Genomic DNA, 26263 nt, shown 5'->3' on the forward strand with positions numbered 1-26263 from the left:
AATATCTAGTTTTTTCGAACACCCTCTATTTGCCGTTGACAGAGTTTTTAAGGGTGTTAATATGCCGAAAATCCTAAAGAGGAAGGAGGGGTAGCCGTTGCCTGGAGTAATTGTGCGGGAGGACGAACCTTTTGAGCAGGCTCTAAAGCGTTTTAAGAAACAAGTCGAGCGGGACAAGATCCTTTCAGAGGTCAAAAAGCGCGAATTTTACGAAAAACCGGGGGTGCGCCGGCGTAAAAAGCTCATGGCCGCTAGAAAGCGACTCTTAAAGAAGCTTAAAAAGATGAGACAATATGAATAGATGCCGGAAAGCCTCCAAAAATTAGAGTGGCCGGATTTTCTCGATTTTCTTAAAAAAAAGGTTTCTACCGAAGCCGGAGAGGAAAAGGTAGAAAGGCTCTCTCCGGCTTTTTCTTTTGAGGAAGCCCGTCTTCGTCAGAGCCGTCTTCAGGAACTAAAGCTCTTTTCTGAAAGGACTGGCCTTTCAAGACTTCCGAGGCTTGGAAGACTTGCTCCTGTGGTACATAAGGCCCGGAAGGGAGCCATTCTCGCCCCGGAGGAGCTTCATCTTATAAAGAAGCACCTTGAGGCGGCCCGGGAACCTGAGGAGCTTTCCTACTTTCCGGATCTGGCGCCCCTGAAGCCTATTTATTATGAACTTTCGGCCTCACTAGATCCTTCTGGACGGGACCTTGCGGATTCGGCTTCACCAGAGTTGCAGGCGGTAAGGAAAAAACTTCGGAGTTTTTTCGAAAGACTTCATGAGGTCATGGAGCGGCTCCTCAGGCGATATGCCAGGGAGGGCGTTCTTCGTGAAGAACATATTTTTCAGCGTAAGGGGCGTCTGGTTCTTCCGGTGCGCTCAGAATATAAGAATCGGGTACCGGGGATCCTTCACGACGTCTCTCAGACCGGGGCTACCGTGTTTATCGAGCCTTCGGAGGCCGTTCCTCTTTCAAACGAGCTTGAAGCGGCTCGGATCGAAGAAGAGCGAATAAAACGGGAGATACTCAAACGACTTTCGAGCCTAGTAGCGGTCTTTGCGGAAAGGCTCTTGGACCTGGAAGAGGCCTTGGCGGAGGTGGATATCGGACTTGCGGTCCTGGCTCTTGCCCGTCAGTACCATGGGAACTTTCCCGTACTCAAAACTACGGGGAGGCTTAAGCTTTCTTCCGCGGCCCATCCTTTATTTTATTTAAGAGGTGAGGCCCCGGTTACGAACGATTTTAAGATTTCTCCTGAAAAGCCTCTTCTTATAATCAGCGGTCCCAATTTCGGGGGAAAGACGGTAGCCCTTAAGACGCTTGGTTTGTGCGTACTTATGGCCCAGGCCGGTTTTCCTATCCCGGCGGCGGAGGGCTCGGAGATTCCTGTTTTTCGGAAAGTGCTTGCCGATTTAGGGGATGATCAGACCCTGATTGCGCACGAAAGCTCCTTTTCCGCCCATCTCAAGGCCTTGCGAGATATTCTTGAGACCGCTGGTAAAGACACCTTGGTTTTGCTCGATGAGCCCGGACGAGGAACCGATCCCCGGGAAGGCGCAGCCTTGGCGGTGGCGGTTCTTGAGGCCTTGGAGGACTCCGGGGCTTTGGTGATCGCTACTACCCATTATCCCGAAATAAAACGCTTGGCCTTGACCCGGGAAAGGGCTGTTCCGGCCTCCATGCATTTCGACGAGTCTAGGGGGATTCCTACCTATAAACTCTTGTATGGGACCTTAGCGTCCTCCCACGGGCTAGGGCTCGCCAAAAGGTTCCTGCCCGAGGAAATCATTCGCCGGGCGGAGGGTTACATTTCCGGCAAAGATGGGACGGAGGCTTTTCTGAAGGCCCTCAAGGATCTTGAGAGGCGCCTACGAGAGAAGGAAGAGGCGCTAGAGAAGGAACGGGAGAGCCTGGCCTCTGAAAGAGAAGCCCTTCTTAGAGAAAAGAAAGTCTTGGAAGAACGTTTTAACCAAGAAAGGGAACTTCTGAGGAAAGAAGTAGAGCGGCGTTTACTAGAGCTTGAGGCGCGTTTTCGGGAGCTGTCCGCAGAGCTTGTGCGTCGTGGACGGAAAGCGGTTGAGAATGAGATTTCCGAGCTCAAAAAGAAGACCCTTGATATTTTAGAAGCTAGAGAGGAGGCCCCGAAAGAGGTCTATCCGGGACAGAAGGTGTATTTGCGGGAATTCAGATGTGAGGGGGAGGTCCTTCGGGATCTGGGCGACGAGGTCGAGGTCCGAGTAGGATCTTTCAGGGTTGCGGTTTCCAAAAAAGGTATTAAAGTCCTTGCGGATGCGCCATCAAAACCTCGAGTTCAGATTTCGGTTTCGGCCGAAACAGAGGTTCCAGAGGCCCTCCATCTTCTTGGTCTGCGCGTGGAAGAGGCCTTGTCTCTCGTCGAACGGCATATCAATCGGGCAATTTTAGCGGGCAAAAAGGAGGTTCGTATTATACACGGACTGGGGACCGGAAGGCTTCAACGGGCCGTTAGGTCCTATCTCAAGGACCACGAGGCCGTGGAAGCCATTCGGTCTGGGGCCCCTTTTGAGGGCGGGGAAGGGGTAACTATTGTTACCCTTGCGCCCAAAAGGGAGGCCGCGTGAGCCTTAACGAGGCCGTCTTTCGCATAAAGGAAACGGTAAACATCGTAGATTTCATTTCCGAGTACGTAGCCCTAAAGAAGGTTGGCCGCAACTATGTAGGGCTTTGTCCCTTCCATTCTGAAAGTAAGCCCTCCTTTACGGTAAACGAAGAAAAACAGATCTTTCGATGTTTCGGATGTGGGGCCGGTGGAGATGTCATTGGTTTTTACATGCGGATTACCGGACTCTCCTTTGTGGAAGCCGTAAGAGAGCTTGCTAGACGTTTCAATATTCCTATAGAAGAAACCCCTTATGATTCAGAAATCGACGAGAAGCGGAAAACCCTCTATCGAATAAATGAGAAGGCGGCCCGTTTCTTCCGACATTTTCTGGAGACTTCGCCTGAAGCCGAAAGGGCCAGGGCTTATTTAAAAGAACGCGGTCTTTCGGGAGAAACGGCCAAGACATTTCTTTTAGGATACGCCCCCGAGGGAGGGGGAATCTTGGCCTCGCACTTGAGACTCTCGGGGGTAGAGCTTCCTCTGGCCGAGGAGGCCGGGGTGGTCATTCATCGGGAGGACGGTTCTTTTTACGACCGTTTTAGGGGAAGGCTCATTTTCCCCATTCGGGATGTGTCTGGAAGGGTGGTGGCCTTCGGTGGCCGGATCCTGGCTGAGGGTGAACCCAAGTATCTTAACTCTCCAGAAACCCCCGTTTATCACAAAAGTCGAATCCTTTACGGGTTTTATGAGTCCCGCACTTACATCCGGCAAAAAGATAGCGGGTTCCTAGTGGAGGGCTACTTTGATCTCCTTACCCTTTGGGATCGGGGTATACGTAATGTGGTGGCCTCTTGTGGAACAGCCTTGACGCGTGAGCATGTAAAGCTCCTGCGGCGTCTTTCCCGGAACTGGTATCTAGTTTTTGACGCAGATCCTGCCGGTGAAAGGGCGGCCGTAAAGGCTCTGGGGCTCTTTTTCCAGGAAAACCTCTTTCCTAAGGTGGTTTTTCTCCCCTCCGGAGAAGATCCCGACAGTTTGGTTAGAAATTTTGGCCCGGAAGCCTTTTTTAGGGAGGTTGAACGGGCCAAGGAAGCCCTTCCTTTCCTTTTGGAATACCTTTTGCGGGAATATGGAACCTCCCCTCAAGGTAAAAGTGCGGTGGTAAAGGAATTAAGGGAGATCCTCTCGGGCATTCCGGATCCGGTAGTCCGCTACGAGTATTTTCGGCTTTCGGCCGAAAGATTGGGGCTTCCGGTGCCTCTTCTTCTTTCCGAATCCCGAAGGGAAACCTCTTCTCCAAAGGGCACTTCTTCAACCGGTACGCCCTTTGAGCGGGCCCTCCTTCAGTTTTTGGTTCACTTTCCCTCCTTCGCGGCTGAACTACGGGCTCTTCGAGCTGAAGAGTTTCTGAAGACCCCGGCTTTTAGAGCCTTATTCGAGAACATCATGAAAGCCCTTGAAGATAATCTTCCGTTGGAGACCTTATCCTTTTCAGATGTAGATCTTCAAGCCCTATTTAGTGAACTCCTTTTCTCGCCTCCACCGGATGAGCCTCCGGAAGAGGTGTGGGCTCAGATCAAAAGTCGTTTGCTTCGAGAAAGGTTTAATCAGGAGAAAACGGATATTCTTTCTGCTATCCGGGAAGCAGAGAGTTCGGGGCAAAAAGAAAGCCTTCTAAGGCTTCTCCAAGAATATCGAAACCTTTGCCTTCAAAATCTTTTAAAATGCCGCGGGGAGGGGGAGTATAAATCGATCCAAAAATGAGATCGAAGCCTTAGAAAAAGAAAGACTTTCCTGTCTGGAAGAAATTGAGGCCTCCTACGGTTGGGATCTGGATACCGCTAAAGAAGAATTTGAGACTGCTGGGGGGGCAGATCCTGTCAAGTTTTATCTAAGAGATATGGGGGACATACCCCTTCTTTCCAAGGAGGAAGAAGTTGAACTCGCTAAAGAGATAGAGTTCGGAGAGAGGAAGGCCCTTTCAGCGGCCTTGAAAGTGAGGCCGGCTATCGAAAATCTCCATCAAATCTTTAAGGCCTTTCTTTCAGGAAAGATCCGCACGCGAGATATATTGAGGGATGCCGATGAATTTTCAGAGGATTCCGCACAAGAAGAGAAGACTGGTTTAAAGGCTTGGGGAGAAAAGGTGCTGACCCATCTTGAGAGCATTCTTTCCGGGCTCGATAGGATTCCCCAAGCCCGGGAGGCCCAACTTTCTTATTATCGCTATCTTAGCCGTTTAAGGGAGGAGCTGGTAGATACCCTTTTCGAAAGGAGACCTTCTCGCAAATTGATTGATGAGATTACTCGAGAGATTCTCAGAGCTTCCTGCGAACTCAAGCGTTCTCAAAAGGAAATAGAGCGTCTTGAGGAGGAGTCCGGATATAATTTTTCGGTTCTACTCCAGTATTTTGTACGTACCAACGGAGAGTTCTCGAGGATCGAGGAGGCTGCGGCCAAATTAAACATGTCGGTTGAGGATTTTCTCCGTCTGAGAGCACGTTATTTTATGGCCGTAAAAACCCGCCGGGAAATCGGGAAGCATTTCGGAGTCTCCCTCAAACAGTTCCGGAAGATTGCCAGGGAGATAGAGGAAGGTCTAACTCAGGCCAAGCAGGCAAAGGAGGCCCTTATTCGAGCTAATCTCAGATTGGTGGTCTCGGTGGCTAAAAAATATGTAGGCCGTGGACTTCAATTCCTAGACCTCATTCAGGAGGGCAATATCGGCCTCATGAAGGCTGTGGAGAAGTTTGATTACCGAAGGGGCTATAAGTTCAGTACTTACGCCACCTGGTGGATTAGACAGGCCATCACTCGAGCCATAGCGGATCAAGCCCGCACCATCCGCATCCCAGTGCACATGATAGAGCTGGTCAACAAACTTGTACGCACATCCATCCGGTATTACCAGGAACACGGCGAGGAGCCTACGCCGGAGATCCTAGCTCAGGAAATGGGACTTTCTGTGGAAAAGGTGAAAACCATTTTAAAGATTACCAAGGATCCGGTCTCTCTTGAGACTCCGGTAGGAGACGATGAAGAGTCCCAACTGGGGGATTTTATAGAAGATGAGATGATTCTGGCCCCTCATGAGGCCACTGAGGATCTTTCTCTAGCGGAGGAAGTAAGGAAACTCCTTTCTTTTCTTAGCCCTCGAGAGGAAAAAGTCTTGCGATTGCGGTTTGGTATCGGAGAAAAATACGAACACACCCTAGAGGAGGTAGGCCGGGCCTTCCGGGTGACTCGTGAGAGGATCCGTCAGATCGAATCTAAGGCCCTCAGGAAGCTTCGGCATCCCAGCCGTAGCAAACATCTCAAGTATTATCTAACTTCCTAATTCCTTGACAGAAAATTAGAGAAGGCTACATTAAAGGCAGGTGGGCCTGTAGCTCAGCTGGTTAGAGCCACCGGCTCATAACCGGGAGGTCGGAGGTTCGAATCCTCCCAGGCCCACCAAAGTTATTTTTTGAGAAGATGTCAGTCTCAGTCGAGGAAATATGCCGATATATTGAAGACTTTGCGCCGGTTGCCTGGGCTGAGTCCTGGGACAACGTAGGTCTTCAGTTAGGATCTTCAAAGACTCAAATAAACCATTTGGGGTTAGCTCTAGAGTTGACGGCTGAAGTGGTGGATTGGCTCTTTTCCGAAGAGATCGATTGTCTTCTTACCCACCATCCGCTTTTTTTTCGACCTTTAAAGAGTCTCAGAGAGGATGATCCCTGGACGCAATTAATAGTTCGTCTTATAAGGGCAGAGAAGGTCGTAATTTCATACCACACCAATCTGGATGCCGCTCCCGGAGGTGTAACAGAAGTTCTTGCGGAGGCTCTGGGATTTAAATGTGAGAAGGCACTGAAACCGGTCTCTCCAGATCTTCCCAAAATAGGATTGGGCCGGATGGCCTATGTGGAGTTTCCGATTTCGGTTTCAGAGATAGCCCGCAAGCTCGCGTCCCTTATCCATTTTCCAGTCTTTACGGTTGGTCCGGACCGGAAGGTTAAACGGGTGGCGATTTGTGCCGGATCTGGAGCGGGTCTCATTCCTAAGGTCTTGCAAAACGGGGCTGAAGCCTATATAACCGGGGAGGTCAAACATCACGTAGCCAGAGACGTGGAGCTCGTGGGACTTTCGATGGTGGTAGCGGATCATTACGCTATGGAGGTCTATTTCTTGAAAAATTTAAAGGAGAGGCTTGCAGCCCGATTCCCGGGACTAAAAATAAGTCTCTTTAAAGGCCGAAGTCCATTTCATCCTGTTACAAATTAATAAGGAGGCGGAAAGGTGCGTGAAGAAATGGTCAATCTCATAAAACTCCAAGAGCTTGATCTCAAGATCCTCTCTTTGGAAAGGAGAAAATCCGAGTTACCCTCTTCTCTTAGGGAGGCCGAGGAATCCTTGGAAAAGAAGAGGGATGTACTTGCAAAATTGGGGCAAAGACTTGAGGAGTTGTCCCTTAAGAAAAAAATGGAAGAGGACGAGCTTGAAGAGGAGTACAAAAGACTTAAGCGTAGTCAGAACCGCCTTATGCAGATTCGCGGAAGCCGCGAATATCAGGCCCTTCTTCGTGAGATCGAGGAGATCAAGAAGGCCAACAAGCAACGTGAGGAAAACATCTTGAAACTCATGGAGGAGCTCGAAGAGCTGAAGAAACAAGAAGAAAGTTTAAAGAAGGAATTGGAAGAGCTTGAGAAAAAAGTGTCAGAGGAGCGGGCCAATTTTGAGGCCTTCTGTAAGAAACTGGAGGAAGAGAAGGCGAGCTATCTGAAGGAAAGAGAGAGTCTTGCAGGTAATATTTCGCAATCCCTTCTCAAAAGATATGAATTTATCCGTGAACGGCGCGGTGGTCTTGCGGTGGTAGGGGTAGATAATGGTACCTGTGAAGGGTGTCACATGAATATTCCTCCGCAACTTTTCAATGAACTTCAGCGTGATGACCGCTACTTCGAATGTCCCCTATGTCGCCGTCTTATCTATTATAAGAAGATTTATTTTCCAGAAGAGCCAGAAAGTTCGGGGCCCGCTGAGACAGGTGATGAATAGATGGCTAAGCTAGTTAACCGAGTTTATAGCCTCTTATTGAAGACAAGGGGTTTTTATCCTTTTCCTTTTTAGGGTCTCATTAGGAGGATTCTGGTATGAAATATTTTCGTCAATGATAAGTCTAGTTTTGTATATGCTTAACTTCTTTAGTTTTTGAGTTGGTTTAGTGTGAAAAAATGAATCGTCAATCTAGTTTTGCCAGGTTCCCGGGTACAATTTTTTGTCCAATTTGTGGTGCTAGCTCAATTTCTTCATGCAAAGAGGTTTATATTGATCCTTATTTTAAAAACGAATATAAACTTTATTCTTGTAACATATGTGATTTAGATTTTTGGGAGCCGCGTAAGATAATACCAGAGTTTTATGAAGAAGAGTTTTTGGATGAATATTATATGCGACATAGTGGATTAACCAAAAAACCGAGATATTATCATTTAGAGTTTTTTGAAAATTTTCGAATAATTGGTAATCTCTTTAATAGAGATCCTGTTAAATTATTGGATATCGGCTGTGGTAACGGCACTTTTATTAAAGAAGCTCAAAAGCTTGGTTTAGAAGTTTGGGGAATAGATCTTGATAAAAATAGCATTAAGTGTGCACAAAATCTTTTTGGCTTAAGAAATACTTTTGTTATGGATTTAGAAAGTTTTGTGAATTATGCCTTAAATAAGAACTTAAAATTTGATATAATCACTTTCTTTGAAGTTTTAGAGCATCAAGATGATCCTAGAAAATTTATTCAGAATATTAAGAAAATTCTTAATATTCCTGGAATTATTGCAGGTACAGTCCCTAACCGAGATAATTTTTTCTCTAAAAGATTTTCCAGGATTTCTTTAATAGATTATCCTCCCAATCATTTTTTAAGGTTTTCTAAGAAATCTTTGGAATTTTTGTTGGATCTTGAAGATTTTAACCAAAGAAAAGTTTATGATATTAATTTGTCGTTTTTTAAATTTTTAAAAGAATTTGAAAAATATTTATTGAGTCATAAAGTGATAGAAGAAAGAATTTCAAAGTTTTTTTTGAAGTTATTATTTGGTCCAGAATATACCTTAGCTAAACGCCGCAGTACAGGAATGCGTAAAAGAATATATAAAACTTTAAAGTTTGTTAAAAGCCTTACCATAAGACCGCTTTTAATACCTTTTGTTTTGTATCTAAAGTCCAAAGTGCAAATGCCAGTACTTTATTTTCAGGGAATTTTAAGGTGAAAATATCGGTTCGTAAAGAAGTTTTGTCTTTAAATAATATTGTAAAGCGTTTTTTGTTGGGATGTATTGCTATTTGGATTCCCTGTCTAGAGTTTTTTTGTATGCAGGAGATGTTCTTTTGCTTTTTTATCTTTCTGCTTTTTTGTCTCTATACTCTTAAAAATTGTAGTTATTTAATAAAAAGTTATTCTAATACTCCGGACTTTTTACTTGCGAGTCTATTTGTGTTTTTAGTGGCTTATTTCTTCATGTCCATATTCGCCGGCCTGGAGGAACTTACCATGTTTGTGCCTTTCTGGATAGTTAGTGGACTGGTGTAGGGTTATGCTACGCGGGCGAATAAGGCGCTTTCGGGATAAATCTTCATAAGATTCAATCTTAATTGAGAAGGTAAGGTGTCTGAACTTGTCTTGATTTACATTGCAGGAGCCGGACGTTCCGGGAGTACCATCCTAGACGAGATCCTAGGTGAGGGGCGGGGTTGTTTTTCTCTGGGAGAGATGCGTCAAATATGGAAAAGCTTCATCCGGAAACAAGCCCTCTGTTCCTGCGGTCGTATATATAGGGACTGTCCCTTCTGGTCCGAGGTGCTGAGAAGAGTTTTCGGGAAAGACGCTCCTTCGTCGGGAGAGCTGGAGGAAATCCTTCGGGCTCAAAGGGTGGTGGAAAACATCCCTCTCCTCTCTGAAGGGCGGCGTAAAAGATATTTGGCTTCACATAGAAAACGGCTGACGTTCTACAGGAATTTATTGCAGGCGATCCTGAGGGAGGTACGGGAGGTTTCCGGGGCTAAAGTCCTGATCGATTCCACCAAACATCCCCATTATCTATACCTTCTCCGGGAGCTCGAAGATATTCGGATTTTCCTCCTCCATCTGGTCAGAGACAGTCGTGCGGTGGCCTTTTCCTGGTTGCGGCGCAAGTACAATCCCGCCATACGGGATTACATGAAAAGACATCATCCCTATACCAGCACCCGTCTCTGGGTGCGATTCAACTGGGGCGTTCATCGGCTCCAAGAGGTTTTTTCCTTTCCATACTATCGTCTGAGATACGAAGATTTTGTAAGAGCTCCCAACCGGGAACTCGCGAGGATAGAAGAGACTTTCAATCTGCAAGGGGTTTTCCCCCGGATAGAGGGGTGTTTGAAACTAGGAGAAAAACACCTCCTGGGCGGGAACCCTGCAGGATTTGTTTCCCGGGAGATTTCTCTGAGACCGGATACCCAGTGGCTGAAGGAAATGCGTGTTAGAGACCGGATCCTGGTGACGCTCATGAGCTGGCCTCTTCTCAGGCGTTACGGTTATCCTCTCTTCCCGACCTTCGGAGGAAAAAATTGAGAATGTCGGCTCGGAAAACCGTGGCCCTAGTGGTGGACAGAGCGGAGAGGACAGGGGCCTACCGTCCCTATCTGTTACGCTTCCTTCGGGAGAAAGGCTACCGGGTGCTGGTAATCGTGCTTGATCAGGATCTCCGGAAGTGCAAGGTGTCCCCGCCGGAGGTGGAGGTGGTCTCTCTGGGTCTTTTGCCCCGGGATTATCGGCGGTTTAAACCGGTCGTTTTTTGGAAACTCAAGTCCGTGCTGGAGAGGGAGGAGGTACAGGTTGCATGGGTGCAGAAATATCGTCTGGCACTATGCCTTTCCCTGTTGAAATGGAGACTGCCCTACCTGAAGATCATTTTCCATCTGGTGAATGTGGACATTTTTAGGAACAGGTTGCGTCGTATAGGATGGCACTTTTTGCGCCGCCAGGTGGCTTTTTGGGTTGCAAACAGTTACGGGGTTCTAGAGGATCTTCCGGGAGCCAGCCTCCCCGGAGACAACATGCGGGTCATCTTCAACGGAGTAGACCTGGAACGTTTTGTGGAGGGACCTTCAAAGGCGGAAGTCCGACGAATATTTAATCTTCCGGAGGGAGGATTCCTTATAGGGATGCTGGCTCGCTTCCGGAAGGAGAAGGATCAGGAGGGTCTCCTCAAAGGATTCGCTGAATTGCGGGCGAGAGGGGCGGAGGACTCCTATCTGGTTCTGGCCGGGGGAGGTCCCAAAAAGGAGACTCTGGCGGAGATGGTGAATCGCCTTGCCCTGCGGGAACGGGTCTTTCTGATGGATCGCATTTCGCCCGCCGAAGTACCAGCCTTTTTAAGGGCTCTTGACGTCTTTGCCCATCCTACCTGGCGGGAGGGAATGCCCAACGCTGTCCTTGAGGCCATGGCCGCGGGGCTGCCGGTGGTGGTCACCGATGCCCCGGGGTTGCCGGAGATCTTCGACTGTCCTTATCGGTTCGGATATATGGTGCCCCGGGGAGATGTGTCCGCTCTGGCTAAGGCCCTATGGGAACTCTATCGTCTTTCTCCGGCGGAAAGGGAGACCCTGGGGCGCCTGGCCCAGCGAAGGGTTGAGGAGGCTTTTACTATAGAACGTATGGCCCGGGAATTTTTGGAAGTATTCGATCACCTTACAGGAGGTGCTCATACTGTTTCCTGAAACCGGTTCGCTGAAAATTTCTCAAAAAGGATCTTCAGGGGAAAGGTTCTTTAAGTGGCGTTCCTATCGCCTTTTTACTTCGGGAAGCAAAGAGATTATTCCGGTGCTGCAGGCTTTTCTTTCTCGTCCTGCGGAAAGCCGGGTTCTCAAATCCGGGCCGAAACTCGGCAGTTTTGAGTACAGAACGGGCGAACGGAAATTTTTTATCAAAGTTCGCTACGGAAACTTTTTTACGCCCCTCCTGGAGCTATTTCGAACCCCCTGGGCCCTTAGAATCCTTGATAGATACAAAAGGTTTGAGGCTTCCGGGCTGTCCACCCTCATTCCCCTCGGAGGATGGGTAGCGGTGAAACCCTGGGATAAGTTTTATTCGGGACTGTGTTTTGAATATTTACCCTGGGAATACAAGGCCAGTTTCATTTGCCGGCATTTCAAGGAACGCGGGCGAGAAATACTTCTCCTCCTCGTGCAATATCTATATCGGATGCACGAGGAAGGCTTCACCATTCGGGATCCCAAGCTCAGCAACTTTTTCGTGCTCGGGAAAAAAGTAATACTTGTGGACCTTGACTCCCTCAGGCACTTTTCCCGACCGGTGGAATTTGCCCGGCGTATTCGGGATCTGGAGGTTCTGGCTCGTTCCCTAGGAAGAGTGGGCTGGGAGAATCCGGAAAAACTGGTCCGGGACCTCTACTTTGCTTTATTATAAGGCTCCTGAACCTCTGGCTTTTTAACCCACAGGCTCCATTTTCTGCGACGGGCCTTGATATCGGTTATTTTTACGAAATTGTCCCCGGGAGGCCTCCTCCAAGAGAGAACGAAACGACACCGACGAAGCTCCCCTTCCGGAACGAGTCTAACTTCTTTCACCCACTGCCATTTATACTTTAGGTAATAGGTGATGTGAGGGGTATTGACCCGGTAGTCACACAGCTCTACACTCCGGGGCAGAAGGGTCTGAAGTTTTCGGGCTGCGAAGACATAATGGCTTCGGTAACGGGCTTGATAAGGAAAATATGCGGCGGCGAAGGAGAGTTTGGCCAACCACATGAAAAGAAAAAGGAGGATCACTCTGGAGGTAGCCCGGCGGAGGAAAAAGAAAAGAGCCGCCAGGGGGATTAACCCGAGAAGGGAAACCACCGCAAAGGGATTTTCGGCTAAATGCAGACGCTGCCAGCTCAGAATCAGGAAGGCGGTAACTCCCAATACGACCGCAACCATTAGTACTCCAAGCAAACCCTGAATCAAGGCCGAAAATTTTCCCCAAAAGAGATACCGGTGAAGGGGAATAGCAACCAGCAGGGTGAGGCCTCCCACAGCCGGAAGTACGTAACGCAGTCTTGTCCCGGGAAGCAACCAGTAAACCGGGAAGGAGAAGGCTACCAGGCAGAAACTAAAGAGGGCTAGCTTGCTTAGCCCGGGAGATAGCTCTTTTCTCAAACGGCGGTCGGCCCAGCCCGGAAGAAAAAGTATCCAGGGGAGATGCCCTTGCAGATATTCCAGCGGAAACCCGAAGAAATGTCCCCAGAATCCGGAGGGTTCAAGGGGAGATTTCCTCCCCAGATACTCCCCGAGCCAGGCCTGGAGAATGGCCTGAGCTCCCACCCGCTCGGCCGCCGGAACGAACCACAGGGCAAAGACCACGGCGTAAGCCGCAAGTCCCAGGAGATGCGTGGCGGAGAAAAATTCTCGTAGGCGCTTTTTGATGAGGAGATAAGGTCCCACCGCCCCATAGAGAAAGGCCGGAGCCTGAAAGGTCTTGGTCAGAGTGGCGAGCGCCGCAAGGCCCAGAGCTAGAGTCCAGGCTAGCCCCGGCCGATTTTTCACTTCATGGAGATAGAACCACGAGAAGACCGATATGGTCACGAGGAAGGTATAGGTCATATCTATTTCGGCCCGACAGGCCTTGTCCAGTACTTCGGGGATAGAAAGAAAGACTAGACCCGGGAGAACCCAGAGAAGACCCTTCGGTCGCGCCACCTCCCGAAAAATAAAAGCCAGAAAAAGGGCCGTAAGCGTGGCCGCAGCCACCGAAGATAACCTCGCTACAAACTCGGAATGGCTTCCAGTAAGCTTGAAAAAGCTTATCAGCACCCAGTTGTAAAGCGGGGGTTTCAGAAGATAAGGGCGGCCTTCTATGTAGGGAATTACATAATCTTGCCGTTCCATCATCTCCAAAGAAGCCACCACCCGACGGGCGGCTTCGCCTTGAAACTCCCTCTCCCACAGATAGGGCAGGTTGAGGGCTAGGGAATATCCCACTATGAGGAGCAAGCCCAGGAGGAGCGTTTTCCTAGACATGGCAGGTTTCCTCCAGTATTCGGATGAGTTTTCGAGTGCGTGCCGGCCAATCAAACTGTTTGGCCCGTAGGAAGGCCTTTCGGGCGAGTTCTCGGGCCAATTTCGGTTGTAGAAGTACTTCATTCGCCGCCTTGGCTAGGGTCTCTGGGTCCCCAGGAGGAAAGAGTAAGGCTTCATCCTTGGTGATTTCCTCTCGTATGGAAGGAAGATCGCTGGCAATTATGGGACGCCCCGCCGAAAAATATTCGTATAGTTTTTGATGGGCCACATAGGGTTGTTTGCCTTCAGAAAGGGCCGGCAGAATTAAAAGGTCTGCGGCGAGTAGGTAGTTCTTGATTTTCCGGTGAGGTTGGTATCCTAGGAAGGCTATTCGGTTCCCCTGTCCTAATTCTAGAGCTAGCTTCTCCAACTTTTTGACTTGTTTCTTTTGGCCACCTATGACAATAAGCTGTCCTTTTTTGATATGAGGCATGGCCCGAAGGAGGACCTCTACCCCTTGGGTCTCATAGAGCTGACCGACGTATACCATGAGAGGAGGATCCTTGGGGCCCGTATAGGGTTGAGAGTCCATTGGTTCGGAAGCCAGGGGAAGATGTATCAAGGGAGTGGAGGGACCATAGATTTTTGCTATCAAATTTTTAAGGGATTGTGTGGTGACCAAGCCTAAAGAGGCCTCTTCCAAGGCCTCTTTTTCTCTGGGATCAGGCTTTCCTCTTTTAAAATAGGAAAGACCATGAATTTCAAAGACAGCCGGCTGACCATGGGCGCACTTTCGAGCTATACGGGTGAGTCTTTTTTCTGAAAAAAGAAGGACAGCCTTTTCGCGATTTAGAGCCCTTTTGGCTTTCAAAAACCAAAGGTAAAGGATGAAATCATATAAAGCATTGGAGGTGATTGGGATAAAACCTCTTTTTCTAAGGGTTGGGAATGGAATGAACCGAAGTTCGTAGGGAGGTTGCCCCAATCCGTAATAAGTAAGAAGTCGATGGAGACTGAAGCCTTTTTTTATTGGGGCAAGAAGGAGGGTTTCTATTCCAGAACGGGCCAAGTAATAAACAGTCTTTATAACATGTACGTCATGAGCTCTTCCCCAGGGGAAGGGTAAGTGGTGAAGATAGTAAATTTTCATAGGAGCTTTTGCAAATGGTTTTCCCAGGAAAAATCTTTTACGCTTTCCCTGCAATCTTCCAAGGACGGAAGATTTTTTAGTAGCTTTTGGATTTCCTTTGCCCAGAGTTGAGGATCATAGATGACTATAGAGCCGTTTATTCCGTCTTTGATCAATTCCGAGGCCCCGTTCTCTGGCGTGGTCACCACCGGAAGACCGCAGGCCAGAGCTTCGAGCACTACGTTGGCAAAGGGATCGTAACGTGTGGGTAGCACCAAAATGTCGGCCGCTCCATATAGTTTTTCCATTTCTCTGACCATTCCAAGATAGTGCACCCGCCCCTTCGGCCCCAGTTTTTTTCCTCCGGCCACCACCAGTTTGACTGTTTCCGGCAATTTTTCAAGGGCCGAAAGCACTACCGGAAGCCCCTTCCTTCGCCAGTCCGAGCCTGCAAAGAGGAGGGCGATTTCTTTGGGCCCAAGCCCTAATTTGGCCCTCCATTCCTCCCGGAATTTTCGAACCTCTAAGTTGTAGCGTTCAAAGTCTACCCCGTTATAGATGACTTCCACCCGGGAGGCTACCTCCGGATAGTGTTCGGCCACCTGGCGCTGAACCAGTTTGGAGTTAGCGATGATCCGTCGGGCCGCGACGAGGCTTCGCTGCTCAAGCCAGAGGATCAGACGATGCCTGGGACGGAGCTTCCGGAGTGCTACGGCCCCTCCCTCGTAACCCAGGTTGATCCAGACCGCGTGCAAAGGATCCGAGAGCCTTACCCAGTCCGCCGGGAAGAAACGCCAGGTGGTATAGACGATGTCAAACTTTTCCTGGGCCAGAACCTTGCGGGCGCTTAAGAAAAAAGAGAGGGTCTTGGCTATACTCCCCCGGCCGTAGATGCGGGCTTTAGCGTGCCGCACCCCCGAGACGTTACAGTAATCCGCCACCACGACCACTTCGTGTCCCAGGCTGGCGAGTTCTTGGGCCACGGTGGCGGTGTAGTTCTCGGCCCCTCCCAGACTGAAACCCACTTTTGGACGGACGAGTGCGATTTTCATCTCCCTTCGGCATTTTACCACGGGTCTCCCGAAGGGCTTTTAGTTTTGGAAAAGCGGGAGTTCCGGAGAGAAGGATTCGATCTCCCACGGGGTGCAGGCTTCAAAGGGGAAATCCGGATTCTTGCAGCCGCAGATTCTTACCGTCAGACCGAAATGTGAGGCTATATCTTTTATGCGCCGGAAGCCCTCTTCCCGGACCGCCCTTTTGGCCAGCTTGGTGGTAGCGGAGGTGATAACCTTCTGCCAGGGCTGACCTTTATAATATTTGAGGATAGGCCCGAAGATTTTGTTCGGAAGTTCCCTGGCCATTTGCCGGATAACCCCTGGTCGCAAAACGAGATAACTTACCGAGACCTCTTTTGCTCCCACCAGAGAAAGCCTCCGAAAAAGGGCCTCAAGGGCCTCCTCTTGGTCGGTAAGGCCCGGGATTACGGGATCAACCCTTACGGAGGGATTAAGGCCGAGAGCGACCAGACGTTCGAGCTGGGCCAGGCGCACCGGAGGCGGAGCTGTCCGAGGTTCAAAGAGCCGGTGGTAATCCCTGGAGACGGAGACCAGGCCTATGCGTGGCTTGATGAGGGAAGGATAATCCGCAAAGAGGGCCCAGGCCTCCTCCGGAATAAAACCTTTCGTGAGAAAAGAGACCCGCAGACCGGCGGAAAGCACTAGTCTCAGAACCTCAAGAGCAAGTCGTTTTATCTCTGGATGAGGCTGGAAGAGGTCAGAGGCCGTAGAAAAGGTTACGGTTGCGGGGAGCTTTCCCCGGAGCTTTAGTCGCTGTATTTCGGCTTTCAATTTTTCGGAGAGGTTGGCGTAAAGCCAGACCTCTCTGTCCGGCGTTTCTGGAAAGGCCCGAGCGTAGCAGTAGACACAGGCATGAAGACATCCCCGGGTAAGATTTATGGAAGGGGTGCCTTTGAGGCACCCGAAGGCCGGCTTTTTTAAAACTGGGGTTTTCCTTTCGATTGTCCGGAGATACATTAGCTTTAAAAGATTATAACATTCGGGGCTTGACAGCAGGAAAGGAAGGGTTACATTAAAAGCCGTCAGTCGCTCTTTAGAACCTGTCAGGTGTTAGAGCCCCCAACGGGATGTCCGATGGGGGGTTGACAGTCTTCTGTGAGTAGTTATAATAAGCTTCGCCTGGTTGAGGTTGATCTTTGAAAACTGAATAGTGGCGCATGGGCAGGCCTCCGTGTTTCAGCCTCGGCGGCCTGGAATCTTCCCTTAAGGGTGATTCCGGAGCCGGGAGGTTTGAATTTTGCTGAGGGTTTGATCCTGGCTCAGGGCGAACGCTGGCGGCGTGCCTAACACATGCAAGTCGTGGGGGAAAGGGAGGCTTCGGCCTCCCGAGTACACCGGCAGACGGGTGAGTAACACGTGGGTAACCTGCCCCCGGGTCCGGGATAACCTCTCGAAAGGGGGGCTAATACCGGATAAAGTGCGTGGGCGCAAGCTCACGCACCAAAGGGGGCCTCTGCATAGCAAGCTCCTGCCTGGGGAGGGGCCCGCGGCCCATCAGCTAGTTGGTGGGGTAACGGCCCACCAAGGCTACGACGGGTAGCCGGCCTGAGAGGGTGGTCGGCCACACGGGCACTGAGACACGGGCCCGACTCCTACGGGAGGCAGCAGTGGGGAATCTTGGGCAATGGGCGCAAGCCTGACCCAGCGACGCCGCGTGGGGGAAGAAGGCCTTCGGGTCGTAAACCCCTGTCAGGGGGGAAGAACCCTGCTCCGGTGAATAACCGGATGCAGGCTGACGGTACCCCCAGAGGAAGCCACGGCTAACTCCGTGCCAGCAGCCGCGGTAATACGGAGGTGGCAAGCGTTGCCCGGAATCACTGGGCGTAAAGGGGGCGTAGGCGGCCAGGCAAGTCGGAGGTTAAAGCCCGGGGCTCAACCCCGGAAAGGCCTCCGATACTGCTTGGCTTGAGGACCGGAGAGGCTGGCGGAATTCCCGGTGTAGGGGTGAAATCCGTAGATATCGGGAGGAACACCAGTGGGGAAGCCGGCCAGCTGGACGGTTCCTGACGCTGAGGCCCGAAAGCGTGGGGAGCAAACCGGATTAGATACCCGGGTAGTCCACGCCGTAAACGATGGGCGCTGGGTGTGGGGGGTTAATCCCTCCGTGCCGTAGCTAACGCGTTAAGCGCCCCGCCTGGGGAGTACGGCCGCAAGGCTGAAACTCAAAGGAATTGACGGGGGCCCGCACAAGCGGTGGAGCACGTGGTTTAATTCGATGCAAAGCGAAGAACCTTACCCGGGCTTGACATGCTAGGGTCGTACCCGGCAGAGATGTCGGGGAGGTCAGACTTTGTCTGACCGCTCTAGCACAGGTGCTGCATGGCTGTCGTCAGCTCGTGTCGTGAGATGTTGGGTTAAGTCCCGCAACGAGCGCAACCCTCGCCCCTAGTTGCCAGCGGTTCGGCCGGGCACTCTAGGGGGACTGCCGGGGACAACCCGGAGGAAGGAGGGGATGACGTCAAGTCCTCATGGCCCTTATGCCCGGGGCTACACACGTGCTACAATGGGCGGTACAGAGGGTTGCGAACCCGCAAGGGGGAGCTAATCCCAGAAAGCCGCCCTCAGTTCGGATCGGGGTCTGCAACTCGACCCCGTGAAGCCGGAATCGCTAGTAACGGCGGATCAGCATGCCGCCGTGAATACGTTCCCGGGCCTTGTACACACCGCCCGTCACACCACGGAAGCCGGCTCTGCCCGAAGTCGCTGTCCCAACCCCGTAAGGGGAGGGAGGCGCCTACGGCAGGGCTGGTGACTGGGGTGAAGTCGTAACAAGGTATCCCTACCGGAAGGTGGGGATGGATCACCTCCTTTCTAAGGAGTAATCTTTAAGAACTTGAAAGAACGGCCTGTCCATGTAAGCCACTATTCAGCTTTCAGGGATCAACTTTGCTCTTTAAAAGTTTTTGTTTGGGGTGAACGGGCAAGGTTGGGCCTATAGCTCAGCGTAGGTCAGAGCGCACGCCTGATAAGCGTGAGGTCGGTGGTTCGAATCCACCTAGGCCCACCAAATATTTGGGCCGTAGGGCCCTAGTGGGGGTGTAGCTCAGTTGGGAGAGCACCGGCTTTGCAAGCCGGGGGTCGACGGTTCGAGTCCGTTCACCTCCACCACCTGCGGGTTTAAGAAGAGAGTTTGGGCTCTCGCTTAAGCCCGCAGGTTGGGTATGCTCTTTGACAAGTGAATATGGGTATCCGTTTGGCATCTTGACCGGCCTGAGCAAATTTTTAAAAGTTTGTGGCCAAGCTACTAAGGGCCGGCGGTGGATGCCTCGGGCGGGGGAGGCGATGAAGGGCGTGGCAAGCTGCGATAAGCCCCGGGGAGCCGCAAGCAGGCGTTGATCCGGGGATGCCCGAATGGGGAAACCCGGCCGGGGTCATGCCCGGTCATCCACGGGTGAATCCATAGCCCGTGGAGGCGAGACCCGGGGAAGTGAAACATCTCAGTACCCGGAGGAAAAGAAATCAACCGAGATTCCCCGAGTAGCGGCGAGCGAAAGGGGAGGAGCCTAAACCGGATGAGTGTCAAAGCCCCTGGGCGTTGCTCATCCGGGGTAGTGGGGGCGCACCGGAGGGGGCCAGGGACCCCTCAGGGAGTTACAAAACTGTCTCTCTAGCCGAAGGCGCCTGGAATGGCCCGCCAGAGAGGGTGAAAGCCCCGTAGGCGAAAGGGAGGCAGTCTCCTGGGGTGCGCTACCCAAGTAGCGCGGGACACGGGAAATCCCGCGTGAATCTGGGGGGACCACCCTCCAAGGCTAAATACTACCCCCGCACCGATAGTGCACCAGTACCGTGAGGGAAAGGTGAAAAGAACCCCGGGAGGGGAGTGAAATAGAACCTGAAACCGCCGGCCTACAAGCGGTCGGAGGGGGCTTCGGCCCCTGACGGCGTGCCTTTTGCATAATGAGCCCGGGAGTTGTCGTCGGCGGCGAGGCTAAGCCGTTTAGGCGGAGCCGTAGCGAAAGCGAGTCCGAATAGGGCGTTTAGTCGCCGGCGGCAGACCCGAAGCGGGACGAGCTACCCATGGCCAGGGTGAAGGCGGGCTAAACCCCGCTGGAGGCCCGAACCGGTGGAGGGTGAAAACTCCTCGGATGAGCTGTGGGTAGGAGTGAAAAGCTAATCGAGTCCCGTGATAGCTGGTTCTCCCCGAAATATATTGAGGTATAGCCTCGGGTGGTCGCTGCCGGGGGTAGAGCACTGTTTGGGCTAGGGGGCTTACCGGCCTACCGAACCCAGGCAAACTCCGAATACCGGCAAGCGCAGCCCGGGAGTCAGCCCTAGGGCGATAAAGTCCTAGGACGAGAGGGGAACAACCCAGACCGCCAGCTAAGGCCCCAAAGTCCCGGCTAAGTGGTAAAGGAGGTGCCCCTGCTTAGACACCCAGGATGTTGGCTTAGAAGCAGCCATCATTTAAAGAGTGCGTAACAGCTCACTGGGCGAGCGGGGGTGCGCCGAAAATACCACGGGGCTTAAGCCGGGCGCCGAAGCTGCGGGTCTGCGCGTATTGGGCGCGCAGGCGGTAGGGGAGCACTCCGGTTGCCGATGAAGGCGGACCCGCGAGGGCCGCTGGAGGCCCCGGAGGAGAGAATCCGGGCACGAGTAGCGATAAGGAGGGTGAGAATCCCTCCCGCCGTAAGCCCAAGGTTTCCTGGGGAAGGGTCGTCCGCCCAGGGTTAGCCGGCCCCTAACCCGAGGCCGAAAGGCGTAGGGGATGGGAAGTGGGGTTAATAATCCCCCGCCATCAGGGTGGAGGCCGAGGGGTGACGCAGGAGGGAAGGGCCCCGGGGCTGTATGGTTGGCCCTCCAAACCTCTAGCCCGATGATGGACCGAGGCAAATCCCGGTCCGGAGGGTGAGGGGGAGTAAGTAACCGCGAGCCACGGCTCGCGGGAAGGGGCTCGGACCACACTGCCAAGAAATAGCCTCGCGGCTGTTGAAGCCCTGGTGACCGTACCGCAAACCGACACAGGTGGGCGGGCAGAATATGCTCAGGCGCGTGGGGTAACCCCGGCTAAGGAACTCGGCAAAATGGCCCCGTAACTTCGGGAGAAGGGGTGCCCGCGTGTAGGTGTAGGTCCTTGCGACCGAAGCCGAGGCGGGTCGCAGTGAAGAGGCGGTGGCGACTGTTTACCAAAAACACAGGGCTCTGCTAACTCGTAAGAGGACGTATAGGGCCTGACGCCTGCCCGGTGCCGGAAGGTGAAGGGGCGGGGTTAGGGGATTCGTCCCCGAAGCTCTGCCCTTAAGCCCCGGTAAACGGCGGCCGTAACTATAACGGTCCTAAGGTAGCGAAATTCCTTGTCGGGTAAGTTCCGACCTGCATGAATGGCGTAACGACCGCCGCGCTGTCTCGGCCGGGGGCCCAGCGAAACTGTAGTCTCGGTGAAGATGCCGGGTACCCGCGGTGGGACGGAAAGACCCCGTGGAGCTTTACTGCAGCTTGGCATTGAACTTCGGGGTAGGATGTGCAGGATAGGTGGGAGGCTGTGAAGCCGGGGCGCCAGCTCCGGTGGAGCCGCCCTTGAGATACCACCCTTCCTGCTCCGGGGTTCTAACCTGCGAGGGTTATCCCCTCGAGGGACAGTGCCTGGCGGGCAGTTTGACTGGGGCGGTCGCCTCCTGAAAGGTAACGGAGGCGCCCAAAGGTCCCCTCAGGCGGATTGGAAACCCGCCGTTGAGTGCAAGGGCATAAGGGGGCCTGACTGCGAGGCCGACGGGCCGAGCAGGGGCGAAAGCCGGGCCTAGTGATCCGGCGGCTCCGTGTGGAAGGGCCGTCGCTCAACGGATAAAAGTTACCCCGGGGATAACAGGCTGATCACCCCCAAGAGTTCACATCGACGGGGTGGTTTGGCACCTCGATGTCGGCTCATCCCATCCTGGGGCTGGAGAAGGTCCCAAGGGTCGGGCTGTTCGCCCGTTAAAGGGGTACGTGAGCTGGGTTCAGAACGTCGTGAGACAGTTCGGTCCCTATCCACCGCGGGCGCAGGAGGCTTGAGGGGAGCTGCCCCTAGTACGAGAGGACCGGGGTGGACGCACCTCTGGTGGCCCGGTTGTCGCACCAGCGGCACAGCCGGGTAGCCATGTGCGGACGGGATAACCGCTGAAAGCATCTAAGCGGGAAGCCCACCCCAAGATTAGGCCTCCCGCGGGTGGGGCAACCCACCCCCTGAAGGGCCCTCCGAGAACAGGAGGTTGATAGGCCGGAGGTGGAAGCCCAGTAATGGGTGGAGCCTACCGGTACTAATCGCCCGTGCGGCTTGGCCACAGCTGGCTTTATTTAAGAATTCTTGGGCCGGCAAGGTGCCGGCGGTATACCCATATTCGCTTGTCCTAGATTTGGACAAGTTTCCCGGGTGCCCATACCGGAGGGGCCACACCCGTTCCCATTCCGAACACGGTCGTTAAGCCCTCCAGGGCCGATGGTACTGGGGCGTTACCGCCCTGGGAGAGTAGGTCGGTGCCCGGGGTTGATTTTCTGAGCCCGGCTGGGAGTTATCCTGGCCGGGCTTTTTTGTTTTTAAAGGGATAAAACTCTTTCTTTGTTGCTGCACAGGGAAAATGTTACCCCCTTCGGATTTTCGGTTCTGATCTTTAGTCGTAGCCGCTTTTTTGCCTCGTCTTACCCAGCCCTTAATAGGGTATCTCTCCTTGGCTCGGGATAAAAGATCGTGAAGGTGCCATCGAAAATCTTCTTCACTTTCACCTCGAGTCCTGCAAGTCTTTTCATCCGTATTTTGGATTTGAGCTGAAGGATTCGTCCTTCTACCGAGATGGTGAGATCGTTTTTGAGGCTTCTCTCAAAGGTCCGGCAGAGGATTTCTTTCAGGTCATTAGGAGGTGTTCTCCAGGCCAGGGATTGGATCTTCCGGTTCTACGGCGAACTTTCTCATATAGCTGAAGAACCGGTTGAGGTAATGGATGACTTCTTCGGGATCAGAAATCCCCTCAAGGGCCCGTTTTTTGACCAATCGATCTTGGAGGTGGCGAAACTTCATTCTATGCGGCCTCGGGCTTGAGGGGGGAATGGGCGAAGATGAGGTTTATGTTGATTTTGGCCATGGCTATTTGGAAACAGGTAGGGTTTCCTACAGTCTGTTTGACGTGAACGCCTTCGTGCCGGGTGGTTATGAAGACCGAATGTCTGTCGAGGCAAAGGTTTTCTGGGAGGCTGTATTTTTGGAAGACTTGGTAGCAGACTTCGAAGTAGGCCATAAGGGACTCTCTTTTGACGAAATTTCCGTAGAGAGGTTTTCCTCCGGTGGCGTCATCGAGGGCGTAGGGTTTACACCGAACCAGGGGTGGAGGGAACCGTCGATGAAGACGATCTGGCCTTCTTTGGGGCTCGCTTTCGGCGTTTTGTGCGGCGGTAACGTTTTTAGGTGGTGGAAGGGGATCCGCCTCCTTAAGCCAACGTCTTAGGGTTTCCCGGCTTAGCCGGATACATTCCAGTTCTTTGAGCATATCAGTGAAATGGGAAAGGTTGAAGTATTGAAGTTTTGGTATTTGGACTGGTAGAGGGTCAGGACGGTTTGCTTAAGGGAGGAGGGGAAGGCATTTTGGGGTTTGCGACCACGGTTACCGTGAAGGGGCCCTTTAGGGCCATATTTTGAGGACTTTCTTTTTGAGGCGGATAAATTGTCGTTTGGAGAGGCCGAGTTGTTTGGGCCCTTCGGCATTGGAGAGTTTATGATTCAGAGCTTGCTGGATGACATGGTATCTGACGGGATCCTAGACGGTAAACCTCCCTTTGTGATCTCCATGGGTCCCTCCCGAGACAAGATCTTTGAGACCTATGGGTACCTCAGGGGGTGACAAAATCCCTATGCACTTAAGGGGTGACATAGTCGCTGTGCAATGACACATATAACGATACCCCCCTTGACAGAAAAATAAGCAAAAGCTATCCCTTCTCTTAAGGCCTAGGGGTAGAGGTGGGGTATCTATTTCGAAAACAGGGTTGAGATTGTAAAGAACAACCTCAGAGAAGGGCTGGATGAGGGGGGCCGATCCTGCCTCACGGAGGCCTTCGGGCTCGGGGACGAGGAACGGCTGATCCTTCTCCTGGCCTTCGCCTTCGAAAGCGGAAAGCTTGTTCCTTCTCCCGATTTCCCCTGGGCTAAACCGAGGGCCGTAGCTCGCCTGGCCGGACTATATTACCGGAGGGGCCGAGCCCTTTTCGACCCCCGTGGGAGGCTTCTCCGTTTTCGACTTCTCAGATTTCTTCTGGGCTTTGTGGACTATCCCCTCCTTGATCGACCTTACGTGTTGCCGGAGGCCCTCCTCGATCGTTTAACCGGTATCAGCTCCGTCCTTTCCGGGGTAAAGGAGCTTCCTCCTGCGGAAGATGGTCTTTTTCACGAGAAGGCCGTAGAGATCGCCCAGGTCTGTCGTTGCAAGAAGGTCGCCGGCGGAACCCTGCTCCTAGAACTGATGCGTTCCCCCGAGGCCTCTATCCTTCTCATCGAAGGTATTCTGGCCTTACTCGGCCTTTCGGCCTGGACATTTAATCTTGAGGAGGCCAAGAACTCCGGCATCGACTTTCGACTCGCCCCGGGCCTCTCCTACAATGTCTCCGTGTTTAAGCGGAGAGAGGCCTTTTTGTATTTTTCTATGTATCCGGTATTCGACGGCACCCTTTTTCCTCATATTACTATAGAGTTTAGGGATAAGGGTAAGGCGTATTTTGCCTATTTTATTCGATTTTAAAAGTTTTAGGCATAAGGAACCAGAATTAGCGAATATGTTTATTGAAAAGTTTAACGGTATTAATTTTAGAATTATTTTCCTCAGTGAATAGGATAGGAGGTAAAGTTATGAGCAAGGAATGTTTGGCTCTAGTCTTTTCTGACCTCCATCTCGGCGAGGAAGACAGTATCCTCATGTATCCCGACTCCAATGAGGGAGTGAATCGCCATTATCTGGAGGCCTTGAAGGAATTCCTATCCCAAAGTATCGGGACGGAAAGGGTACGCTACTTGATTCTGGCCGGCGATGCCTTGGATCTTTCTTTGGCCCGGCGACGGCAGGCCTTTTTGGCTTTCAAGACCTTTCTCGAGGGGATGCAAGATCTTTTCAGCGAGGCGGTAATTTATCTTCCGGGGAATCATGATCATCACCTTTGGGTAGCCCTCCAGGAAGAGGCCCTCATCTTTCAGAAGGTCCGCGCGGGTCGTCCGGTAGAACCCTATTACCACGCCCTTTGCCCATATCTTGACGAGGAGGGTATCCGCATTCCCGGCCGGAGAGTGAGTACCCCGTACGGAAAGAAGACTTTTCTCTATCACCTTCTCTCTGCCGAGGCCCAGGAAGACGGTCGGGGAATTCTCGTCGCTTATCCGAATCTTTATGTGCATACGGGCGATTTTTCCATCCTTATCACACATGGTCACTTTTTTGAGGAGGCCTGGAGGCTCTTCACCGATCTTTTGAAAGAATCTCTGGCCAAAATGGGATTAAAGCGTTTGAATTTTAAGAAGCTCGAACAGATAAATTCCCCCTTCATCGAGTTTGGTTGGTATTCCCTTGGCCAGGCCGGAGAACTGAGCAAGCTCATCGAAAAACTCTGGGACGACCTCCAGGCCGGAGGCACAGGGCCGATCACCGAGGGAGTACTCGAGGACCTTATCCACTATCTTGACGAACGCCTCACCCGGGAGCCCCGTCACAGAAAATCCCTCCTCGGGAAACTGGGCGCTCTCATGGGCCACTTCACCGGCACGCTATTTGAGGTGGGTTCGGATGCAGCCTTGCGGTTCATTGCAGAGATCCTCAAATACACAATCGTTGCCCAATTAGCCCCTAAAGGTGACCGGCACTCCGGGGCGCCTTTACGACATTTCCCGCGCATCTTAAGTGAGGATAGGACCAGGGCCCGCATTGAGGACTACTTGGAGATGGCCCTTCCGGCCTTTAAAGAGCTTAACACCTTAATCTTTGGTCACACCCACGTACCCTTTGAGCACGGAAGGATTGAAATCGACACCGTAGCCGGTAGAAAAGGCGTGACCTGTTTCAACACCGGAGGTTGGGTGACTGACGTCTACGAGGCCGATCATCTGGCCATCAGCAGGCCTTTTGTCTTCGCCTTAGGAGAGGAAGTCAAGACCTTGGAGATACCTTGGCCATCTTACGAAGAGTTTGAGTCCATTCTCGAGGGCGTAGAGGGGGAAGATCAGGCCCGGGAACTGGTAAAAAAGCTGGCTTGGGGCAAACTTTTTTAACAGGAGCTTCATTGATATTGGAGGGTATTAGATCTCCGATGAAAGGGCCGCAATCGGGCTCCCTTCGGAGTGTTGTTTTTTTATATCATAATCTACAAAGAACCCTCAAAAAACTCGCCTTTCCTTACTCCGAAAAGTCCATGCAGTATGCTCTGGAATTCTTAATCCTTCTAGGGAAAACGAGACTCCTACTGCAAACAAGTTCTCCCGCCAGACTGGTTCGATATCTGCATTGATGCTTACCGGGAAAGATTAGAG

General features: G+C 52.0%; 19 protein-coding genes, 3 tRNA genes and 3 rRNA genes. 19 read left to right on the top strand and 6 right to left on the bottom strand.

The window, feature by feature from the left end:
* Window positions 1-97 precede the first annotated feature (97 nt).
* From rpsU to TDIS_RS01745, 11 genes are all read left to right on the top strand, one after another.
* On the top strand, window positions 98-301 hold the full coding sequence (rpsU, locus tag TDIS_RS01690) for a 30S ribosomal protein S21 (protein WP_068668615.1): 204 nt from the start codon (window positions 98-100) through the stop codon (window positions 299-301).
* Window positions 302-2584, top strand: coding sequence for an endonuclease MutS2 (locus TDIS_RS01695; RefSeq protein WP_068668617.1), 2283 nt, complete (start codon window positions 302-304; stop codon window positions 2582-2584).
* The gene (gene dnaG, locus TDIS_RS01700; RefSeq protein WP_068668619.1) at window positions 2581-4329 is read left to right on the top strand and encodes a DNA primase; all 1749 of its coding nucleotides are present in this window, start codon (window positions 2581-2583) and stop codon (window positions 4327-4329) included. The genes TDIS_RS01695 and dnaG overlap by 4 nt, the downstream gene beginning before the upstream one ends.
* A gap of 43 nt (window positions 4330-4372) precedes the next feature.
* Entirely contained in the window at window positions 4373-5902 is a 1530-nt protein-coding gene (gene rpoD / locus TDIS_RS01705; protein WP_279614529.1) for an RNA polymerase sigma factor RpoD, read from the top strand.
* 42 nt (window positions 5903-5944) lie between these two features.
* Window positions 5945-6021 (top strand) — tRNA-Ile (locus TDIS_RS01710).
* Window positions 6022-6039: 18 nt separating this feature from the next.
* Entirely contained in the window at window positions 6040-6831 is a 792-nt protein-coding gene (locus TDIS_RS01715; RefSeq protein WP_068668625.1) for a Nif3-like dinuclear metal center hexameric protein, read from the top strand.
* A gap of 15 nt (window positions 6832-6846) precedes the next feature.
* Window positions 6847-7605, top strand: a complete 759-nt coding sequence (locus TDIS_RS01720) for a zinc ribbon domain-containing protein (protein WP_068668627.1) — start codon at window positions 6847-6849, stop codon at window positions 7603-7605.
* 176 nt (window positions 7606-7781) lie between these two features.
* The gene (locus TDIS_RS01725) at window positions 7782-8819 is read left to right on the top strand and encodes a class I SAM-dependent methyltransferase (RefSeq protein WP_084270894.1); all 1038 of its coding nucleotides are present in this window, start codon (window positions 7782-7784) and stop codon (window positions 8817-8819) included.
* Between the two features lie 395 nt (window positions 8820-9214).
* A complete protein-coding gene (locus tag TDIS_RS01735; protein WP_068668635.1) occupies window positions 9215-10159 on the top strand; it encodes a sulfotransferase in 945 nt (314 codons plus the stop codon).
* A gap of 2 nt (window positions 10160-10161) precedes the next feature.
* Window positions 10162-11307, top strand: coding sequence for a glycosyltransferase (locus tag TDIS_RS01740; protein ID WP_068668637.1), 1146 nt, complete (start codon window positions 10162-10164; stop codon window positions 11305-11307).
* A gap of 103 nt (window positions 11308-11410) precedes the next feature.
* Complete coding sequence (locus TDIS_RS01745) at window positions 11411-12016, top strand: BUD32 family EKC/KEOPS complex subunit (RefSeq protein ID WP_161939453.1); 606 nt, start codon at window positions 11411-11413, stop codon at window positions 12014-12016.
* Here the strand turns inward: TDIS_RS01745 and TDIS_RS01750 are convergent.
* Genes TDIS_RS01750 through TDIS_RS01765 form a run of 4 tightly spaced genes read right to left on the bottom strand, consistent with a single transcriptional unit; the run spans window position 11998 to window position 16749 of the window.
* Window positions 11998-13608 carry an ArnT family glycosyltransferase gene (locus TDIS_RS01750; protein ID WP_068668641.1) on the bottom strand — a complete coding sequence of 537 codons (1611 nt, stop codon included), beginning with the start codon at window positions 13606-13608 and terminating at the stop codon, window positions 11998-12000. The genes TDIS_RS01745 and TDIS_RS01750 overlap by 19 nt on opposite strands.
* Window positions 13601-14737: a glycosyltransferase family 4 protein gene (locus tag TDIS_RS01755; RefSeq protein WP_068668643.1), complete on the bottom strand. Its 1137-nt coding sequence runs from the start codon at window positions 14735-14737 to the stop codon at window positions 13601-13603. Before TDIS_RS01755 ends, TDIS_RS01750 begins: the two co-directional genes overlap by 8 nt.
* Window positions 14734-15768 (bottom strand): glycosyltransferase family 4 protein, encoded by a 1035-nt coding sequence (locus TDIS_RS01760; RefSeq protein ID WP_068668645.1) that lies wholly within the window; start codon window positions 15766-15768, stop codon window positions 14734-14736. The genes TDIS_RS01755 and TDIS_RS01760 overlap by 4 nt, the downstream gene beginning before the upstream one ends.
* A gap of 39 nt (window positions 15769-15807) precedes the next feature.
* Window positions 15808-16749 (bottom strand): SPL family radical SAM protein, encoded by a 942-nt coding sequence (locus TDIS_RS01765; RefSeq protein ID WP_068668647.1) that lies wholly within the window; start codon window positions 16747-16749, stop codon window positions 15808-15810.
* A 279-nt stretch (window positions 16750-17028) separates the two neighbouring features.
* On the opposite strand from TDIS_RS01765, the gene TDIS_RS01770 reads away from it, so the two are divergent.
* The 5 genes from TDIS_RS01770 (at window position 17029) to rrf (ending at window position 22251) form a co-directional block, all read left to right on the top strand.
* Window positions 17029-18603, top strand: a 16S ribosomal RNA gene (locus TDIS_RS01770).
* A gap of 117 nt (window positions 18604-18720) precedes the next feature.
* A tRNA-Ile gene (locus TDIS_RS01775) sits at window positions 18721-18799 on the top strand.
* 25 nt (window positions 18800-18824) lie between these two features.
* Window positions 18825-18900, top strand: a tRNA-Ala gene (locus TDIS_RS01780).
* A gap of 126 nt (window positions 18901-19026) precedes the next feature.
* Window positions 19027-22050, top strand: a 23S ribosomal RNA gene (locus tag TDIS_RS01785).
* 84 nt (window positions 22051-22134) lie between these two features.
* Window positions 22135-22251: ribosomal RNA gene (rrf, locus tag TDIS_RS01790) — 5S ribosomal RNA — on the top strand.
* The 16S, 23S and 5S rRNA genes sit together here with 2 tRNA genes alongside, the layout of an rRNA operon.
* A 364-nt stretch (window positions 22252-22615) precedes the next feature.
* Here the strand turns inward: rrf and TDIS_RS10975 are convergent.
* Together TDIS_RS10975 and TDIS_RS01795 are read right to left on the bottom strand one after the other, a co-directional pair.
* The gene (locus TDIS_RS10975; protein ID WP_153303718.1) at window positions 22616-22780 is read right to left on the bottom strand and encodes a hypothetical protein; all 165 of its coding nucleotides are present in this window, start codon (window positions 22778-22780) and stop codon (window positions 22616-22618) included.
* A 1-nt stretch (window position 22781) separates the two neighbouring features.
* Entirely contained in the window at window positions 22782-23246 is a 465-nt protein-coding gene (locus TDIS_RS01795; protein ID WP_068668649.1) for a hypothetical protein, read from the bottom strand.
* Window positions 23247-23420: 174 nt separating this feature from the next.
* Between TDIS_RS01795 and TDIS_RS10980 the strand changes: the two genes are divergently transcribed.
* From TDIS_RS10980 to TDIS_RS01805, 3 genes are all read left to right on the top strand, one after another.
* Window positions 23421-23597, top strand: a complete 177-nt coding sequence (locus tag TDIS_RS10980) for a hypothetical protein (RefSeq protein WP_153303719.1) — start codon at window positions 23421-23423, stop codon at window positions 23595-23597.
* 420 nt (window positions 23598-24017) lie between these two features.
* Window positions 24018-24491 carry a hypothetical protein gene (locus TDIS_RS01800; RefSeq protein WP_068668651.1) on the top strand — a complete coding sequence of 158 codons (474 nt, stop codon included), beginning with the start codon at window positions 24018-24020 and terminating at the stop codon, window positions 24489-24491.
* A 107-nt stretch (window positions 24492-24598) separates the two neighbouring features.
* A complete protein-coding gene (locus TDIS_RS01805) occupies window positions 24599-26005 on the top strand; it encodes a metallophosphoesterase (protein ID WP_068668653.1) in 1407 nt (468 codons plus the stop codon).
* The last annotated feature ends 258 nt before the right edge of the window (window positions 26006-26263 follow it).

The organism is Thermosulfurimonas dismutans, assembly GCF_001652585.1.
GTDB lineage: Bacteria > Desulfobacterota > Thermodesulfobacteria > Thermodesulfobacteriales > Thermodesulfobacteriaceae > Thermosulfurimonas > Thermosulfurimonas dismutans.

Bases quoted from the DNA above. Each gene is read 5' to 3' on its own strand.
- TDIS_RS01695 (WP_068668617.1), top strand. From the start codon at position 302: ATGCCGGAAAGCCTCCAAAAATTAGAGTGGCCGGATTTTCTCGATTTT.
- TDIS_RS01715 (WP_068668625.1), top strand. From the start codon at position 6,040: ATGTCAGTCTCAGTCGAGGAAATATGCCGATATATTGAAGACTTTGCG.
- TDIS_RS01725 (WP_084270894.1), top strand. From the start codon at position 7,782: ATGAATCGTCAATCTAGTTTTGCCAGGTTCCCGGGTACAATTTTTTGT.
- TDIS_RS01740 (WP_068668637.1), top strand. From the start codon at position 10,162: ATGTCGGCTCGGAAAACCGTGGCCCTAGTGGTGGACAGAGCGGAGAGG.
- TDIS_RS01750 (WP_068668641.1), bottom strand. From the start codon at position 13,608: ATGTCTAGGAAAACGCTCCTCCTGGGCTTGCTCCTCATAGTGGGATAT.
- TDIS_RS01755 (WP_068668643.1), bottom strand. From the start codon at position 14,737: ATGAAAATTTACTATCTTCACCACTTACCCTTCCCCTGGGGAAGAGCT.
- TDIS_RS01760 (WP_068668645.1), bottom strand. From the start codon at position 15,768: ATGAAAATCGCACTCGTCCGTCCAAAAGTGGGTTTCAGTCTGGGAGGG.
- TDIS_RS01765 (WP_068668647.1), bottom strand. From the start codon at position 16,749: ATGTATCTCCGGACAATCGAAAGGAAAACCCCAGTTTTAAAAAAGCCG.
- TDIS_RS10975 (WP_153303718.1), bottom strand. From the start codon at position 22,780: ATGAAGTTTCGCCACCTCCAAGATCGATTGGTCAAAAAACGGGCCCTT.
- TDIS_RS01795 (WP_068668649.1), bottom strand. From the start codon at position 23,246: ATGCTCAAAGAACTGGAATGTATCCGGCTAAGCCGGGAAACCCTAAGA.
- TDIS_RS01805 (WP_068668653.1), top strand. From the start codon at position 24,599: ATGAGCAAGGAATGTTTGGCTCTAGTCTTTTCTGACCTCCATCTCGGC.